At 70.8% G+C, this 14,665-nt stretch carries 15 protein-coding genes; 6 read left to right on the top strand and 9 right to left on the bottom strand.

The window, feature by feature from the left end:
• The first annotated feature begins 488 nt into the window (after positions 1-488).
• The 4 genes from ABZY91_RS00585 (at position 489) to ABZY91_RS00570 (ending at position 3,926) form a co-directional block, all read left to right on the top strand.
• Entirely contained in the window at positions 489-1,169 is a 681-nt protein-coding gene (locus ABZY91_RS00585; protein WP_355398706.1) for a replication/maintenance protein RepL, read from the top strand.
• A 45-nt stretch (positions 1,170-1,214) separates the two neighbouring features.
• On the top strand, positions 1,215-1,637 hold the full coding sequence (locus ABZY91_RS00580; RefSeq protein ID WP_355398704.1) for a hypothetical protein: 423 nt from the start codon (positions 1,215-1,217) through the stop codon (positions 1,635-1,637).
• A 296-nt stretch (positions 1,638-1,933) separates the two neighbouring features.
• On the top strand, positions 1,934-3,052 hold the full coding sequence (locus tag ABZY91_RS00575; RefSeq protein WP_355398702.1) for a hypothetical protein: 1,119 nt from the start codon (positions 1,934-1,936) through the stop codon (positions 3,050-3,052).
• Between the two features lie 799 nt (positions 3,053-3,851).
• Entirely contained in the window at positions 3,852-3,926 is a 75-nt protein-coding gene (locus ABZY91_RS00570; RefSeq protein WP_355398858.1) for a hypothetical protein, read from the top strand.
• A 99-nt stretch (positions 3,927-4,025) separates the two neighbouring features.
• Here ABZY91_RS00570 and ABZY91_RS00565 read toward each other — a convergent pair whose 3' ends face one another.
• Positions 4,026-4,355, bottom strand: coding sequence for a hypothetical protein (locus tag ABZY91_RS00565; RefSeq protein ID WP_355398700.1), 330 nt, complete (start codon positions 4,353-4,355; stop codon positions 4,026-4,028).
• 488 nt (positions 4,356-4,843) lie between these two features.
• Between ABZY91_RS00565 and ABZY91_RS00560 the strand changes: the two genes are divergently transcribed.
• Positions 4,844-6,508 (top strand): competence protein CoiA family protein, encoded by a 1,665-nt coding sequence (locus ABZY91_RS00560; protein WP_355398698.1) that lies wholly within the window; start codon positions 4,844-4,846, stop codon positions 6,506-6,508.
• A gap of 475 nt (positions 6,509-6,983) precedes the next feature.
• Here the strand turns inward: ABZY91_RS00560 and ABZY91_RS00555 are convergent, their stop codons facing one another.
• On the bottom strand, positions 6,984-7,265 hold the full coding sequence (locus ABZY91_RS00555; RefSeq protein ID WP_355398696.1) for a hypothetical protein: 282 nt from the start codon (positions 7,263-7,265) through the stop codon (positions 6,984-6,986).
• A 586-nt stretch (positions 7,266-7,851) separates the two neighbouring features.
• Between ABZY91_RS00555 and ABZY91_RS00550 the strand changes: the two genes are divergently transcribed.
• Complete coding sequence (locus ABZY91_RS00550; RefSeq protein ID WP_355398694.1) at positions 7,852-9,381, top strand: nuclease-related domain-containing protein; 1,530 nt, start codon at positions 7,852-7,854, stop codon at positions 9,379-9,381.
• A 67-nt stretch (positions 9,382-9,448) separates the two neighbouring features.
• On the opposite strand, the gene ABZY91_RS00545 is transcribed toward ABZY91_RS00550, so the two are convergent.
• The 7 genes from ABZY91_RS00545 to ABZY91_RS00515 all read right to left on the bottom strand — a co-directional run bounded on the left by ABZY91_RS00545 (position 9,449) and on the right by ABZY91_RS00515 (position 14,232).
• A complete protein-coding gene (locus ABZY91_RS00545; protein ID WP_355398692.1) occupies positions 9,449-9,853 on the bottom strand; it encodes a hypothetical protein in 405 nt (134 codons plus the stop codon).
• Between the two features lie 227 nt (positions 9,854-10,080).
• Positions 10,081-10,695, bottom strand: a complete 615-nt coding sequence (locus ABZY91_RS00540) for a hypothetical protein (RefSeq protein ID WP_355398690.1) — start codon at positions 10,693-10,695, stop codon at positions 10,081-10,083.
• Positions 10,692-11,303, bottom strand: coding sequence for a hypothetical protein (locus tag ABZY91_RS00535; protein WP_355398688.1), 612 nt, complete (start codon positions 11,301-11,303; stop codon positions 10,692-10,694). Before ABZY91_RS00535 ends, ABZY91_RS00540 begins: the two co-directional genes overlap by 4 nt.
• 169 nt (positions 11,304-11,472) lie before the next feature.
• A complete protein-coding gene (locus ABZY91_RS00530; RefSeq protein WP_355398686.1) occupies positions 11,473-12,270 on the bottom strand; it encodes a hypothetical protein in 798 nt (265 codons plus the stop codon).
• A gap of 356 nt (positions 12,271-12,626) precedes the next feature.
• Positions 12,627-12,938, bottom strand: coding sequence for a hypothetical protein (locus tag ABZY91_RS00525; RefSeq protein ID WP_355398684.1), 312 nt, complete (start codon positions 12,936-12,938; stop codon positions 12,627-12,629).
• 80 nt (positions 12,939-13,018) lie between these two features.
• Positions 13,019-13,561, bottom strand: a complete 543-nt coding sequence (locus ABZY91_RS00520; protein ID WP_355398682.1) for a hypothetical protein — start codon at positions 13,559-13,561, stop codon at positions 13,019-13,021.
• A gap of 53 nt (positions 13,562-13,614) precedes the next feature.
• Positions 13,615-14,232 (bottom strand): hypothetical protein, encoded by a 618-nt coding sequence (locus ABZY91_RS00515; protein WP_355398680.1) that lies wholly within the window; start codon positions 14,230-14,232, stop codon positions 13,615-13,617.
• Positions 14,233-14,665: the final 433 nt, after the last annotated feature.

Below are 14,665 nucleotides of genomic sequence, written 5' to 3'. Positions count from 1 at the left end.
GTGAGTGGGAGGTGCGGCTCAGGTGGTACCGGGCCAGGACCAGCCGATGCGAGATGCGGAAGTAGGACGGCAGTCCTCTTTTAGAAGAGAGGCGCCGCCTGAAATAGCCTCTGACCTGCGGAAATACTGGACCCGATGTGCTCCTGGGAGCACATCCGGGAACCTGTTTTGTGAACCGTACCAGCACACTCGACCGAAAAACTACAGATCCAGTTGCGTTTCCATCTCTGCAGGTCAGGGCCTCGCTGCCACCCGTCCAGGGATGCTGTGGCACGCCAGGAACGTGTCGACCCCAGCACACAAACTCCAGCAACAGTTGTCTTCCAGGGCGGGGGTGCACAGGAACACCAGTCACAGTTGATTCTCGGCGCAGGGCCGCACACAGCTCTTCGTGGGAGGGGTGCGACGCGCCACGAACCAAACGAAAGTCAAATGCTGGTTGACTTTCAACTAGGCTGTGTCGCGCCTGAGCAGATGAGGAGCCCCCTGTGACCGACCACCCGGCGACCCGGCACCGCCGAGCCGCGCCCCGAGCCGTGCCGGCCACGATGGACGACGTCTTCAAGAACGACCTGGTCGCCCTCCTGGGGCTGCAGCTCGGCGAGTCCAGCAAGCCAGCCAGTAACCAGAGTTCAGCTCCAAAGGTCAAGTCAGTGACCGTCGAGTACGAGAATCGGCGCGGCGTCCATGACATGGCCGGGGACTCCGGATACAGCCTGGCGAGCAACTGGTTCACCCAGTTGCTCGCCCAGCTCGCGATCGCCAAGCGGATCACCAAGTCCGAGCTGTGCGTCTTCCTCTACATCGCTGGTGGCCAGATCAAGGGAACCGGCATCACGGAATACACACAGCAGGAGGTCGCGGACGGCCTGAACGAACGGGCGAAGGAGACCGGAGCGCCGTGCATCTCCCGCTCCACCGTGAACCGGGCCATCAGGGTTCTTTGCGACTACGGCTGGGTGGAACGCCACGGCAACGGCGCCGTCCGCCTGAACGTCAAGCTCTGGTTCCGGGGCAACAGCGACGAACAGCACGAGCTCCTCGCAGAGCTCAAGAGCGATGACCCGACGGCCTTCCCGAACTACATTGGCCCCGATCTGCAGATGCCGCTGCCCTTCGACAGCCAGGACGAAACGGCCGACAACGCGCGGCAGGAGCGCACCGGGTGATAGCGCGAGACCATGTAGAGAACAGACGAGGAAGAAGGTGCATCCGTGGCTGAGGTCATGTCCCCCATCCTCTGGGACCGGATCTGGGCGTTGCCCGTCTCGCCGGCGTCGGTGAAGTTCCTGACGTATCTGGTAGCCCGTTCCGAACATGGCGGCAACCTGCCGGACAACCAGAAGGCCATGGCGCAGGAGTACGGGAAGACCCCGCAAGGGATCAGCGCGCTGATGGCTCCGCTGTGTGAGCTGAACATCGTGCTGCGGCCACCGTCCGAGCAGCGCGACGGCAACAGCTACCGGCTACATCCCCTTGCCGCCAAGTACGAGAGTCACGAGGCGATGGAGGCTGCGTTCCGCGAGGCCTTGACGTTGATCCAGGCGGGGAGACTCCCCGTCTTGCGGCTGCCGTCCTACCAGATCGCGCCGCCGGATCCGGCCGGGGAGAAGCCCCAGCTGCGGGTCGCCTGCTGAGTTGGCCCCGCAGTTATGTTGTCGGCCGACGGACCGTCCAATCAGAGGAGCAGGTGCGTACGATCTGGCGGGTGCATGCCAGCCATTGCGCCAGCCCGTCCGCCAACGGGCCCGTATCCGGACGTGGACTTCGGGCCTCCCGAGCTCTGGCCTTGCTGCTCACCGCGATGGGCATCATGGCCACGTCAACCAGTTGCGTCCGGTGCAACAGGATCCTGCGAAGGAGGCTTGTGTGGCGGGTGCCGTGATGGCAGGCTCAGGGGCATGATCAAGAGAATCGAGTCCTTCGTCCGCCGATGAGCGAGGCGACCGGGACCGGACTGCCCGCATCACTGACAGCGCTGTTCGACCACGCGCTCCGGCTGCATCAACTGGCTCCAGGGGAGCCACTTCCCCGCAACGGGGAGCCGTACCCCGACGACGCGTTGCATGACAGGCGACAAGGCCCCGAGGCACCTGAAGACCGAAGCTCTGTCGGCAAGGCCGCGGCGCTCATCCTGGACACGCATTTCGCGCAGGCGTCCGCACTTCCCAGCGGATTGGCCGACGCCTTCCACGACGTCCACGTCCCTATTCACTACAACGAGCACATCGCCGCCGCGGCCGAGCGCGCGGACCGGGAACGCGTTCGCCGAACAGGCCGCTGGCTGGTCCGATACGGGACCGACCGATGCGCGGTCACCGTGGGGCTCGCCTTGGTCGCTTCCGTGGGAACAACCGAAGACATCCCCCTGATCCAGACGATCGGGCTGCTGTCCAACCGCTTCGGTCCGCTGGCGGCGCACGCCCTTGAGAGCCGGCCAGGTAGAGTCGAGGCCCTGCTCTGGCTTGCCGAGCGAGTGACCGGCTGGGGACGCGTCTACGTCGTCGAAGCCCTCTGCAGACTCGACAGCCCAACTGCCCGACCGTGGCTGCTTCGCAGAGCCTGCGACGGCGACTTCCTCAACGGCTACTTCGCCGGCAAGGTCGCCACTGTCGCCAGACTTCATGAGGCGCTCGCCGACCTGGGCACCGACAGCGAGATGGTCGACCACACTGGTCTGCTGATCCAACTGATGAGCGACTGCGGGGGAATGGGACTGACCCTCGCCCATTACCCCCACTCGGCAGCGGTCCTCGAAGCTCATGCTCATCACGTGGGTTCACTCAGCCCGACCATCGAGCGCTATTACGGCGTCGCATGGCTCACCCACTACCTCACCACGAGATCTCCCCAGACTGCGGGATGCACAGCAAAGCAGCAGGAAGCGCTCCGGGCGACCTACCTCGCGGTGCTCGACCGAGAAGAGTGGACCCGGACCGCCCGCGCTGGTCTTGAGTCGGACGACAAGCGGATGCGGTGGCTCGCTGACCATCGGGCACCACAGTTGAGGCTACGTGCGTTCCCTGATCGCATGTCGGATGTTGAGGGATAGCGCACGCCAGGAATAAGTGACCTCGGACAGTAAACGACCACGCCGCCGGGCTCGGCGGGAAGGTCGTGGTCGGCACCCCGCGCGACTCCCTTGTCCGCTTCACGAAGACCAGCCGGGTCCTGGCCGAACTCGTCGGCGGCCACGCGGACCGCACCTGGGACAAGCGCATGCGAGAGCTGATCCGACCCGACGTCCTCATCCTGGACGACTTCGCCATGCGCGGGGCGGAGGTAGCGGCGGACAGTTTGGATGTCTCCCGGGAAGCCGAGTTCTTGGACTTCGCGGTGGAATCGGGGGATGTCGTGGCAGCCCTCGCTCCAGCGTTGGTGCAGGTGAGGCTTGTACTCGTCGAGGATGGACTGCCGGTTGGCCGCCTTGACCAGCAGTTCGTCAATGCCGTCGGCGCGGACGAAGCGTCGGACGGTGGAATGGTCCAGCCGCAGTTCCCGGCCGATCGCAGTCAGGGACTTACCGTCGGCCAGGCGTTCCTGCACCGCTGCGTAGCGTTCCTTGGTGCGGGCGACCACGCGCTGCGGGCGGCCGAGACAGACGTGCGCCCCGTCGGGAGGGTCGAAGGGCTGCGTTGTGTCGCGCGCCGCGCCCAGCTCGGCGGCCGAACCTGCCGCGAACGCGGACCGGATGCAGCCGGAGCCGACGGGCGAGCTGTTCACCGTCAAGGGGTCGCCGGACAGGGTGGCCGACGACCTCAGACTGACGTACTCGCTGGTCAAGCGCGTGATGACCGCGTCGCGCTGGCCGCGGGAGCGCCGGCAGAGCGGGTTCCTTCACGGTCCACGAGATCCTGGCGGGCATCGGGGACGAGGCGGAGCGGTTCGGGGTGATCCTCGACCCGCCGAAGCCCCGGGGCAGGTGAACGCCAGACGAGGCCACGCGCAAGTTCGGCTGGCAGGTCGAACGCCCCGTCTCTCCGGAGGAGAAGGTACGCGCGATCATCTCGCGGTGGCCGCATGCGTCAGGAGTCGTAGTACTCTCCATCGTCGCCCTGTACCCGTGCATCCAGTACCTTCGCCAGCTGGCACATCTTCGCGACCAGGGCATCGCTCGGGTGCTTGGCCGCGATCCGCCCGACCCTCCACCACAGGGGCTCGGGGCGCGACTTCCCTTCGTTGCGTGGGACGGTTTCGGCGACCCATTCAGTGCCCCCTTGCCAGCCTTCTGGCGTTGGGACTAGCACGAGGTCGGGATCGGCAGCGACCGCCGCTTCCCATTCCATGGTGCTGATGACTTCGCCTTCTTCATCCCACCAGTTCTCACGCCGCGTGATGTGCAGGTCGTAGCCCATGGCCAGCCAGAGTAGACCGCAGGACCGTCATGAGCACGAAGTCACACTGGAGTACTAGCTGGCGCCGCCCGGGACGCCGATGCCACTTCGGGCTGGAGGTCGGCTCGGCCGACGGGTCCTGGCTCCTGGCGGGCGAACGTCCTGGACTCCGATCTGGCCGGGGCCGACGGATGGCGCTGGAAGCCCAGCAGTCCCCGATCACCGACGCGGACATCATCGCTCGCAGCGGGTTCGATGTTGCCGGACGCTGTTGCACGGCGGTCGCCGTGCGCCGAAGGCAGCGCGTTCCCCACCCTGTACCGGTGCGGGAAACCGGTGCTGCTGTGGCGTCAGGGGCGCTTGGGCAGCTGGATCGCCTTATCACGCTGGCAGAACCCCAGCCCCGGGCCAGCGCCGAATCCCGTCGATCGTCTCCGAAGTGCAGCGGCTTGTCAGACGGTGGGCGCACAATGCTGTCCACGTAACCCCTTTGGCCCAATGGGAGCAGAATGGACAGACGCCTCATCCAGACCGCCGTGGTCGGGTCTGCGGACTCCGACGAGCCGGTGATCTGCCCGGAGGACCCGCAGGAGCTAGACGCCTTCCGCAAGGAGAACACGGGCGCTACCTGGTGGTGCGGGGTGAACCTCCCGGGCGGCTGCGGCCGCCAGCTGATGACCCGCCGCTGCGCCGACAAGATCTGCCACTTCGCGCACTACCCCTCAGCCGGAGACGAGCACGGCCTTCAGTGCGGGCGTCAGGCCCGTGGCAAGGACAGCGCGGACCACCTCTTTATGAAGGCCGAACTCGCGGCCTGGCTCAAGTCGCAGAACATCGCCGTCACCTTCGACTTTCCCGAGCCCCGAGGCTCCGCGATCGTCTCCGACCTCGCCGACGGCCGCCGCCTGCTGGTCCACCTCGACAGGACCCAGCCGGTGAACTGGGACGACGCCCAGGTCACCGAGTTCCTACTCGGCACCGGCGTCCTGATCCCCCCGGACCGCCTTGCCGCACGTGGCTACGTCCACCGCATCCGCTACGAGAGCGAGCGGGACGGCCGACGGCCGCTGATCATCGGCACCCAGATGCCGGGCCAAACCGATTGGTCCGACTTGCGCACCCTCGTGCTCACGTCGCAGGGCTTCGCCCAGGCCGACCGCGCCGAAACGTCCCTGACCGAGCAGACCGCCACCCACGTTCCCGGACCGTCGGAGCACACCGGCAAGGGGCGGTCGGTCGTCGCGGTGACCCGCTCCGACACCGCAGCAGCATCGACCTCCCGCACCCACGAGGCCGCCCAGGCGGCCATCCGGGAACTCAAGTGGGCTGGCCCGGCGCAGCTTCGGGAGACCATGGCCACGGTCGAGGCGCTGATCGCCCAGGACCAGAGCGTGGAAGACCGTCGGCACCTGAGCGAGGCACTGGCCAACGGTCAGCGGCGGCTCACCGAGCAGACCAATCTCTGCATCGAGGTGATGATCCGGTTGCGTGGGCACGTGCCCGGCACGCTGTCCGGGCAGCTCCTTGAGGAGGCCCAGCGGCTGACGTCGGATCCGGGTGCCTCGGACGAGGACCGGGCGCTGGTAGCCGAACTGAGTGAACGGTACCGTGCCGAGGCCGAGCAGCGCCTCGTGGCCGAGCGGCAGCAGCGGATCCTGGCCGACAGGGAGCAGCAGGCAGCGCTCCAGCAGCAACGGGCCGCGCTCCGTGAGCGGCAGAAGCAGGCCCGGGCCGCGCTGGAGGACGTCCAGCGGAGGCGGAAGGGCGCCCAACGGAGGGAGAAGAGCGTCGCCCCGCCCGTGCCCCGGCAGCGCGAGGAACAGTGGTCTGTCGCCGAGTACGCCGAGCTGGCTAAGCCCCTTCTCGGGGCGTTGAAGAAGGCCGCCCGGGAGGGGGAGACCCGTACCTGGGACTCCATCGCCGACCGGACCGGCACCAAGCGTCTGCGACAGCTCGGCCACCCGGCGAAGGTCGAGGTCCTCATCCTCGCCGAGAGCGGGACCGCGGCCGACCGGCCTCTGTGGTCGGTCCTGCTAGCCGCCGGCGGCAGCCAGGAGGACCTGGCGCTCCACCGCGCGGTCTGCGAGCGCCTGGGCCGCCCGCTGCCGGCCGGCGACGAAGCACTTCGCACCCGGCTCGACGAAGACCGGGCGGTCCTGCGCCACAGCTGGTAGATCCCACGGCAGGTGGCCGGGCAGTCAGCCTTGGCGGCGGCCCGGCCACCAAGAGAGTCTCGTCTACCGCCGAGCGTCAGTCTTCTCAGAGATCGCGGCCGCCGGCTGAGGGTGGGCCGCGAGCACTTCGAACGCCTGCACGTCAAATCCACTACTAGCGACAGCATTTGGAGGCCAATGCATCTCCAGCGAGGCGGTGGCCATGCGGGTTCTCCCCGTTGGGAAGGCAGCTCAGGCTGCCGTCCCGGGGGTCGATGTGTTGCGGCGCATTTCCTGAGCCGAACCTGATGGTCGAACCCGCCCCCACCTGCCTCACGCTCTGGCATGCTCACCCACGGTCGGCTTCCCGTCACGGGGCAGGGCCGCCCCTGCGGTCGGCACCAGACCGCGAGCACCGTCCCAAGGCCGGACCGCGCCCACACACCAAACGGGCGGGTCGGGCAGGATCACGTCCGGGCGATCAGGTCGGGCAGGATCACGTCCGGGCGATCAGGTCGGGCAGCACAATCTGCCTGATGCTGTCGTCGAGGTCGTCGCCGTCGCTGGCCGGCCAGAACCACGGATCGGTCATGGCCCGCTCCAGCCCGTCCTGAAGCTGCTTGACCTGGTCGTCGGTCAGGACGGAGCGCACCAGGACGGCAGCCTCGGCGGACAGCCGGGCCCGGTAGGGGTGGCGGTCACGGGCTTCCCGGAGAAGGAGGACCAGGCCGCCAACCGGAAGAGGAAGGGCTCCAAGGGCGGCCGGCCCGTCAGCCACGACGCCGACCTCTACAGGAGCGGAACACCGCCTGGCGCCCGGCTGCGGGGGCTGCACCGGGATCCGGCAAACCGCCGGCGTTCGGGGACTGTTCACCGCGGCGGCGGCCTCGGACGCCCGGTGCCCGCCGCCCGGCCGTTCGGACAGCCCGGGCAGGGACCCGGCCGGTAGGCGGAACGCCGCTCGCCACACCACCACGCGCCGTTGCCTGGTCAGCCGTGACCGCCGGGCAACGGCGCCGTCGGCATCCGGGTTGGGTGCGCACCCCCGAGCGTCGGCGCAGGCCGCCGATCCTGCGGGTGGCGGCGGAACGCCTGTCCGGCACGGGGCGGCCGGCCGGCGGTGCACCGGGGGCGGAAGCAGCCGCGGTGCGGCGGCCCACGCCCCCGGAGGCGGCGATGACAGGCAAGGTCCAGGTCGGGATCGAGGATTCAGACTCGTGCGGTGGGGGCGGTGGCATGGTCCGCGCGGGGGTGGGGAGCGCGCGTGCATGTCCGATGGCGTTCACGATCACGGATTGGGCGGGCGTGCCCACGAGCCGAAACCCGGTGCGCGACTAGTGCTGCGGGGTGCAGAATCGTCAGCCATGCGGCGAACCCTCTCCCCTTACCCCGTTCCGGAGTCCCAGTACTTCGAGCGGATCCTGCGCCACGACCCGAACTCGCTGACGCAGTTGATCGCGGTCACCAGCGCCGGCCTTCCGCCCGTCCGTAACCTGGGCTCCAAGGGCCTTGGCCTGTACACGCCCGGAGCTCTGCTCGACGCGGCCTGGGTCTCGCTGGCCCGCGGCCGGGACGGACGGCCCCCCGCAACCAGCGCCGACCTGCGGCAGATCCTCGACCTGTACCTGGCCCTGGACGACCCGGTCACCCGGGCCCCGGAAGGCATGGAGCGCTGGACCGGGTACCTGCAGCGGACCGCCCACCACCAGGGCCCGTGGCAGGAGGACGAGTACGCGCAGCTGAGCCGGTCCATCGCCGTGCTGGACCAGACCCCCTACCCGGACGACGCGGACAACCCGCTGGAGGTCATCCTCCCGGGCTGGGACCACGACCTGCTCGGCTGCTCGCTGCCCGACTACCTCGGCATCGCCCACCTCGTCTCGGCCTGCACCACCAACCACCCGAACCCGCACCGCCGCGGCCGGTTCGCCCTGGACTGGTACCCCGCCGAGGACTACGACCAGTTCGACGGGCTCCGCTCACCCGCCCAGATCAAGAAGGTGCTGAACCGGCACTTCGTCACCACCAAGACCAAGCTCCGCGCGGCCTTCCCGGCCGACCACGACCCGCTCCTGCGCCGCTACACCCACAACCCGCTCCGCTCCCGCCCGCTGGTCGGCGGCGTCCCGGGCGGCTACCTCATCCCGGTGCCGGCCGCCGTGCTGGGCAAGGCCACCCCGCTCGGCCTCTACTACACCGGGGGCGACAACAACTCGAAGTGGGGCAAGGCGTTCGTCCGCGACGTCGGCAACCTCTTCGAGCGCTACGTCGGCCGCCAGCTCGACCTGCTGCCCGACGCCGAGGTCCAGCCCGAGATCCTGGTCAAGCTCTCCAAGAAGGAAAGCACGAAGACGATCGACTTCTTCGTCGTCTTCCCCCGCCTAGTCCTGCTGGTGGAGGTGAAGTCGTTCCGCCCAAGCGAGCCGCTGCGGCTCGGCGGGCCGGACTTCACCACCCTCCTCGCCAAGCAGTTCACGAAGTCGTTCGACCAGATCAACAGGTCGGTCCGCCTCCTGCGCTCCGGCAAGCACCCGGAGCTCGCCGGCATCCCCACCGACCGCCGGATGCTCGGGATGGTGGTGACCATGGAGCCGTTCCACCAGATCAACACCCCCGCACACCGCGTGGACCTGCCGGGCACCGACATCCCGGTGATGGTCACCTCCATCGCCGAACTGGAGGCCGCGGTCACCATCACCGGGACCAGCCTGGCCGATCTCCTCCCCGCGGCCTACGACACCGATGCCGTGTACCTGAGCCAGCTGTTCCCCCAGTACGAGTTCCTGGAGCACAACGCCGTCCTGGAGCAGGGCTGGTCCGCGATCCCGTTCGCTCGCCCCCGCCGGCCCCGGGCCCAGGACGGTCGAGGCGCCGAGTCCGGCAGCACCGGCTGAGCCGGCCCCCGACCCGCCCGGCGGCCGGCGACGCCGGGACGCGCTCCGGGACGGCGCCGGGGCCGGCTCACCGAGCCGGGGTCTGCGGGCCGGGCACCGGGTCGCGGCGCCGGTCGGCGACCAGCTGCAGCATCCGTGCGGACTCCTCGCGGGCCAGAGCGGGCGCGAGTTCCAGGGCCTGGGCCTCGGTGAAGCGGAAGGCCTGCCGGGCCTCGACATCGCCGAGGTACTGCCAGCGGCTGCCGGTCCAGACGTGCTCGCCGCCGTCGGGCCAGGCCGGGTTAACGAGGCACCAGGCGTCGCGGTGGTCGGTGTGGCGGCGTCGCAGGATCAGGGAGGCGTGGTCGCCGAGCGGGTGGCCGGGGCAGGGGATGCGGTACTCGGTCGGCATCGGGTGCCCGGAGGCGTCCACGAGGCCGTCGGGCCCTTCGGCCGGGTCCAAGTCGGCCGTGGGGGCGTAGGTTTCAGGCACGGTGTTCTCCAGCGGAATCGGCCCGCCGGACATGGCGGGTGGTGGAGCGGGTGGTGCGGATCTGGTTTCGGACCCGCGCGGTCGTCCGGGGTTGGTACTCGGGGGGCGGCGGGCATGGGCGTGACGTCGGTCCGGCACGGGCGGGCGCTCCCTCCCGCCGGCGACCGGCTGATGGCCGACACCCGGTAGCGGGTGCCGCCCGGCGCGCGCACCGTGGACCGACGTCGCTACACCGGCGAGGTGATCGCATCGGCGCCGTGCTCGGCGAGCGCGATCCGCAGGCTGCGCACGTAGGCCAGCCGCTGCTGGAGCAGCGCCTCGGCCGCGCCCCGGCGGGCCCGCTGCTCGGCCACGAGCGCGGCCACCAGGCGGCGCCCGCTGATCCGGAACTCCCGGTCGGGGTCGACCGGACTGTGCGGGGCGACGCCGGTGTGCTCGACGAAGTGCCTGCGGGCCTGGATCTCGGCGAGGTCGCGCAGTGCCCTAGCCGCCGACTCCTCGCGCGAGAGCACCGGGGCGTACCGTCGCGGGCGATCCCGGCCCGCGACCAGCATCCGGCTGAACTGGTCGTGCACGTAGCCGACGACGGTCAGGACGTCCTGCCAGCCGACCAGGACGGCGACCGCCAGGTGGTACTCGACGGCCTCGGCCAGCGCCGCCCGCGCCGCCTGGTGGCCGGAGCACGGCGGGCAGAGGCCGCCGGTACTCGGCCGGCGGCACTGCGGGCAGTCCCCGGTGTCGCCGTGTCCTGCTCCGGCCCCGGTCCGGGCTGCGGGACTTCCATTGGGCAGGGCCCGGCGGCCGGTGCGTCGGGCGGCCGGACGGCTGTTGTCGGTGGTCATGCGTTGCCTCCAGGCGGTCGCGGGTCGTGCTGCTGAGCGCGCTGGTCGTGCCGGGACTGCCGGTGGTGCGCGGCGGTGCGGCTGGTGAGGATGGTCTGCCGGATCGCGGCGGTCGCCGCGGCGACGATCGTGCGGGCGGCGGGCGGCCCGGCGGGTGCCACGGCGGCGGTCTCGACCGTGCGCCGTCGGCAGCAGGGGCAGCCGCGGTCGGCGTCGAGCAGCCAGCCGTCCTCGCAGCGGGGCTCCGGGCAGTCCGGCTCTGCGACCAGGGCGTAGGCGATGTCGTCGGCCCGCTCGGCGATCTCGCCGGCGGGCAGGTGGCTCCATCTGGCCCACCAGCGCCGCTCGATCCGCTCCCGCAGTGCGGCGGGGGAGCGGTGCCCCAGCTGGTCGAGGACGGCTTCGCGCACAGCGACGGGGATGCCCCCGCGCCGCTGGAGGGCGGCCGCCAGGACCGGCGGGTATGCCTGGGTGACCCAGACTCCGGGGTGCAGGCCCTGCGGGCGCACCGCGGGCCTGCCGTTGACGGCCGGCTGCCCGCCGCCGGGGCCTCGGCTGCCCTGGGGCGCGGACGGGTTCCGGACGTGGTTCGCCTGCACGTCCGTCATGGGCGTTCTCCTTGCGGTGGGTTCGGTGGAGCAGCGCGGGGGCGGGCCGTCATCGGCTGGTGGCGGCCCGCCCCGTTCTACTGTGTCCGGCGGTGCCGGTGGGTCCGGGAGGTCAGGGCGTGATGGTGCGCGAGCGCGCGGCCTCGATGCGGGAGGTCGGCGGTGCTCCTCAGGCCGCCGGCGCGGCCGTGCTGGTGGCCTGCTGGGCGGCGCGGTAGGCGGCGATGTGGTCGGGGTGCAGAGGGCCGTCGAGGTAGGGGGCGAGGTCGCCGACGATGCCGGACGGGTCCTGGGCGGCGTCGAGTCGGCGCAGGCACTCCTCGATGAGCCACAGGCGGACGGCGGCGGTCTCGGCCTGGTCGCGCAGCCGCGTGTTCCCGGACTCCTGGAGCCGGAGGGTCTCGGCGGCCCGCCCGGCGCGGTACTCGTGCGCCTGGTCGAGATTGACGCGCAGCCGTTCGGCGGTCTGGGCCGGGGTCCGGTCGAGGTCGTCCTGCTCCGGTTCCAGCTCGGGGTGTCCGGCCTCCTGGATCTGCCGGTAGGCCGCCTGGTCCTGGTCGGAGAAGCAGAGGAACGAGCCCCGCAGGGCCGTCTCGGCGCGCTCTCGCCACATGTCGATGGCGATGTGGGCCTCGTCGACGGCGAGGACGTAGGCGTGGTGGGCGGCGAACCAGGAGGACTCGGTGCTCAGCGCCTCCCAGTGCCGCTCGACCTCGCCCAGCAGGCGGTCGCGCTCACCGCGGGCGACCTGCTCGTTGGCCAGGCGGTCGCGGACGTCGGCGTAGCGGATGACGGTGTCCATCAGGGCCAGCAGCCGCTGGCCCTCGGTGGTGGACTCCTCGCCGCTCGGGTCGGCGTCCGGGTGGGCCTCCCGCCAGCGCCGGGCGGCTGCGTCGTATTCGGCCATGGCCGTCTCCTGGCTTCCGGTGAAGCCCTCGATGTCGAGTCGGTCCAGGCTGGTGATCATGGTGCTTCCCTTCGGGCGGTGGTCGGGAGCGGTGTCCCGGGATCGCGGATCGGCGTAGGGGGCCGGGGAGCTGATGAGCGGCGGCCGCGGCGACGGCAGCGGCACGGGTGCGGCCGGGGCTGCTGGGCGGCGGGCAGGGTGATCTGCGGTTGAGCGGCGCGGAGCGGGAGTCCACCTGGTCGGTGGCGGCCCGCTCCGCGCTCCTGCGAGCGGCCCGGGGTGGGCCGGTCGGCGGGACGGCTGCCGGTGGTGTGCCGGCGGGTGAGCAGGTGCTGTCGGCGGCGGTGCCGCAGGCGGGAGGTTCTGCCCGCGGCACCTCCGCCGGACGATCCGGTTCCGCGCCTGCTCCTTGCGGCTCAGGCGGGGGCGGCGCCCGGGATTCCGGTCATCACCGTGACGCGGACGTCGACCGCGGTGCCGCGCCGGTTGATCGTGTCGACCTGGTCCCTCTGTTCGGGGTCGAGCACGGCCGGGTCCTGCAGGATGACGGCGTACCGGCCCTTGGCGATGGTGTCCGGGTCGCTCTCGCGGCGCTCGATCTCCAGGAGCGCGCGCTGGAGCACCGTGGTGACCTGCTGCGCGGTCGCGCCCGGGCCGAGGGTCTTGCCGGTGGTCGGGCGCCCGAACTCGATCGGCCCTCCGGCCTGCAGATCGATTCGCAGTTCCATGGCTACTCCTGCTGTGTAGGGACGGACGTGCTGTCGGCGGACTGCCCTGGCGGGGCGCGGCAGTTCGGGTCCGCCGCCGGCTAGCGCCTGGTGGGGAGGGATTCGATGGTGTTCTGCCGAATGGCTTCGAGGACGGCGAGTGCCTGGGGGCGGTTGAAGGTGCGGACGGCGGCGGTGATCGGGCCGAGGACGACCCGGCTGCCGCGTGTGCGGGCGGCGTCCTCCAGGAGGGTCGCCAGGCGCTCGGCGGGGTCGTCGAGCCAGGTGCTGTCGGCGGCGGTGCCGCCGGCGAGGTGAGCGATGGCCGTCCACCAGTCGGCGGGCAGGGGTTCGAGGTCCGCGAGCTCCAGGGCGAGGAGCCGTTCGGCCAGGTCGACGGGCAGGCTGCTGTAGGGGCGGCCCTGCTTGGCGCGGGCGATGGCCTTGTCCACGGTGCGGACGGAGGCGCCGCCGAGCTGCTCGGCGACCGCGTCTCGGCCGCCGCGGCCGAGTGCTGCGGCGGCGCCGGCGACGGCGGACGCGCGCCGGTCGGAGCTCTCCTCCGCTTTCTTCCGCAGGTACTCGTGTCCGTCGTCGACTTCGCGGACGACGGCGAGCCAGTCGGGTTCGGCGGTGGTGCTCAAAGCGGTCTCCGATTCTCGGGGTGGCGCGCGGGCCGGCTCGGCCCGGCGCGCCGTCAGCCCTCGTCCGGGGTCCGGGCGAGGGTGTCGCGCAGGTCTCGCAGGTGGGCGTTCAGGCCGTCGATCACCAGGGGGCCGGTGTCCATGCTCTCGCGGAACTCGCGGGTGAGGCGGGCCTCGATCTCCAGGAGCTGGGCGTCGGTGGTGCCGGCGGTGACGCCGGCCTCGTCCGCGGTCCAGAGCGTGCCGATGCTGTCGGTGGTCCACACCTCCAGGACACCGGCCGTGCTGTCCCGGGCGGCGCGGCACAGGGCCTCGATCTCGTCGTAGGCGGCGCGGGCGTCGTCGGTGACGAGGTGTCCGATGTGGTTCCAGACCTCGAAGCGGACCTCGGAGCCGTCCAGCAGCCGCTGGGCGGCCGGACGGATCCGCTCCAGCAGCTCGTTGGCCGGCCCGGCGGTCAGCGCGGGGATGTCCCAGCGCAGGTCGAGGCCGTATCGGACCGATCCCGGGGTGGCGGAGCCGACCTGCGCGTCGTAGGAGGCGAGGAGGATCCCGTCCTGGAGTCCGAGCTCGACGTAGGGCTGCTGGGGCTCCTTCTCGTTCTTGTAGCGGTGGTGGAGCTCGGTGTCCCCGGTGACCGGGCGGACCCGGACCGCGATGCGCGTCGTCATGGCGTAGCCTCCTGGCTTGGCCCGTGCCGGCGGTAGGACGCCGGCACTCGGCCAGTGCTGTGCCGGGGGAGCCGAATCTCTCCCGGCACAGCAAACACTACCCCCCGGGGGTCAGTTTTTCTATCTCCGCAGCAATCTTTGCACATGCCATGCAGCCCACGCGCTTGTCTGTCGGTGGCGACGGCACAACGCCACCCGGGGCTTGGGGCGGCGAGGAATCGGCGGACCCGGCGTCGGTGTCCCTGCGGCGGGCTAGCGGACGGCAACTCATGGTCCGATACAGAGCGGACGGCGGAGCGCGCGGGGTGCCGGCGGTCAGACCGCGTGGATTTGGATCAGGAAGCAGGCCCGGCATCGGGCGTGGGGAGCAGCGCGTTGGCGAAGTTGTCCCGGTTTGCGAGGTAGACCTTGTTCCACAGCGGTGGAGCAGCGC

Origin of the sequence: Kitasatospora sp. NPDC002965 (assembly GCF_040611255.1) — a bacterium.
Classification (GTDB): domain Bacteria; phylum Actinomycetota; class Actinomycetes; order Streptomycetales; family Streptomycetaceae; genus Kitasatospora.
The sequence above is the reverse complement of the archived record's forward strand: the minus strand, read 5'-3'. Positions and strand labels throughout refer to the sequence as shown.

Bases quoted from the DNA above. Each gene is read 5' to 3' on its own strand.
- ABZY91_RS00565 (WP_355398700.1), bottom strand. From the start codon at position 4,355: ATGGGCTACGACCTGCACATCACGCGGCGTGAGAACTGGTGGGATGAA.
- ABZY91_RS00525 (WP_355398684.1), bottom strand. From the start codon at position 12,938: ATGGAACTGCGAATCGATCTGCAGGCCGGAGGGCCGATCGAGTTCGGG.
- ABZY91_RS00530 (WP_355398686.1), bottom strand. From the start codon at position 12,270: ATGATCACCAGCCTGGACCGACTCGACATCGAGGGCTTCACCGGAAGC.
- ABZY91_RS00575 (WP_355398702.1), top strand. From the start codon at position 1,934: ATGAGCGAGGCGACCGGGACCGGACTGCCCGCATCACTGACAGCGCTG.
- ABZY91_RS00515 (WP_355398680.1), bottom strand. From the start codon at position 14,232: ATGACGACGCGCATCGCGGTCCGGGTCCGCCCGGTCACCGGGGACACC.
- ABZY91_RS00540 (WP_355398690.1), bottom strand. From the start codon at position 10,695: ATGACCACCGACAACAGCCGTCCGGCCGCCCGACGCACCGGCCGCCGG.
- ABZY91_RS00535 (WP_355398688.1), bottom strand. From the start codon at position 11,303: ATGACGGACGTGCAGGCGAACCACGTCCGGAACCCGTCCGCGCCCCAG.
- ABZY91_RS00550 (WP_355398694.1), top strand. From the start codon at position 7,852: ATGCGGCGAACCCTCTCCCCTTACCCCGTTCCGGAGTCCCAGTACTTC.
- ABZY91_RS00560 (WP_355398698.1), top strand. From the start codon at position 4,844: ATGGACAGACGCCTCATCCAGACCGCCGTGGTCGGGTCTGCGGACTCC.